We start from the raw sequence: 1,014 nt of genomic DNA on the forward strand, positions 1-1,014 counted from the left end.
TGCCGTGACCGGCATTACGGCTGGCAGCAAGGTCTATGACGGTACTACCGGTGCCACCGTCAGCACCGCCGGCGCAGCCTTTGCCGGCATGGTCAATGGGGACAGCCTGAACGCCACCGCCAGCGGTGCGTTTGCCGACAAGAACGCGGCGCTTGGCAAAGCCGTTGCCATCAGCGACATCACCCTTGGTGGCGCCGACGCCGGTAACTACACGCTGGTCAGCAGCACGGCCAGCACGACGGCCGACATCAGCCGCGCCGCCATCAATGCCGTGACCGGCATTACGGCTGGCGGCAAGGTCTATGACGGTACTACCGGTGCCACCGTCAGCACCGCCGGCGCAGCGTTTGCCGGCATGGTCAATGGGGACAGCCTGAACGCCACTGCCAGCGGCGCGTTTGCAAACAAGAATGCGGCGCTGGGCAAAACCGTTGCCATCAGCGACATCACCCTTGGTGGCGCCGACGCCGGCAACTACACGCTGGTCACCAGCACTGCCAGCACCACCGCCGACATCAGCCGCGCGACTATCAATACCGTCAGCGGCATCACCGCCGGCAGCAAGGTCTATGACGGCTCCAGCGGCGCTACTGTCAACACGAACGCCGCTCTCTTTGCCGGCATGGTCGCCGGCGACAGCCTGAACGCCAGTGCCAGCGGCGCGTTTGCCGACAAGAATGCCGCCACCGGCAAGGTGGTCAACGTCAGCGGCATCACGCTTGGCGGCTTTGACGCCGGCAACTACACGCTGGCGAACAACACAGCCAGTACGACGGCCGACATCAGCCGCGTCACCATCAACACCGTCACCGGCATCACGGCCAACAGCAAGGTCTATGACGGCACCATCGGCGCCACCGTCAACACTGGCGGCGCAGCGTTTGCCGGCATGGTCGCCGGCGACAGCCTGAACGCCAGCGCCAGCGGCGCGTTTGCCGACAAGAATGCGGCGCTTGGCAAAACCGTTGCCGTCAACGGCATTACGCTCGGCGGTGCCGACGCGGGCAACTACAC

General features: G+C 65.3%; 1 protein-coding gene. It reads left to right on the plus strand.

Features of this window, described 5'->3' with window-relative positions; all coding sequences use genetic code 11:
• On the plus strand, window positions 1-1,014 hold a 1,014-nt coding region (locus CD932_RS28690), incomplete at both ends, for a YDG domain-containing protein (protein ID WP_254926600.1).

It is taken from the genome of Janthinobacterium sp. PC23-8 (assembly GCF_002250505.1).
In the GTDB taxonomy this organism is placed as follows: Bacteria; Pseudomonadota; Gammaproteobacteria; order Burkholderiales; family Burkholderiaceae_D; genus Janthinobacterium.